Genomic DNA, 430 nt, shown 5'->3' on the forward strand with positions numbered 1-430 from the left:
ATTGGCAGTTTTTCTGACTCCATCAACTCCTTAAATTTCTCCACATCGATTGGCTTATCCAGTATGTCTTTACTAACATCTATCGCTTCAATTGCGTAAGGGCTTTGAAGGAGTTCTTCCAGTTTTTGAACCCCAATCTTATAAGCTGAATCTTGGGCTAAGGCTTGCCTAGCCGACCATTCTAAGAGCTTTAAGAGGGTTCTGACTGTCAATAAACTACTTCTTTCCACGTATTGCATCGCTTGACGTTCTTGTTGTTCAGATGACATGGTGGCCTCCTCTTTTTTCGATTCCCTATCAAACATAAGGTGCTTCCATAATACGGAAGCACTCTTGATTTTGGTATCACAAGAAAGTTACGACATAAGCCAAACTATTCCAAAGTAAATGTAAGGCGATTGCCGTCATACAATCAGTTTTCAATCGAACA

At 40.2% G+C, this 430-nt stretch carries 2 pseudogenes; both read right to left on the minus strand.

The window, feature by feature from the left end:
• A pseudogene (locus ACQRDX_RS09525) lies at positions 1-269 on the minus strand (hypothetical protein); the annotation flags it as partial.
• Between the two features lie 76 nt (positions 270-345).
• A pseudogene (locus ACQRDX_RS09530) lies at positions 346-430 on the minus strand (CPBP family intramembrane glutamate endopeptidase); the annotation flags it as partial.

The organism is Streptococcus sp. SGI.013 (assembly GCF_050315295.1).
GTDB classification, from domain to species: Bacteria; Bacillota; Bacilli; order Lactobacillales; family Streptococcaceae; genus Streptococcus; species Streptococcus porcorum.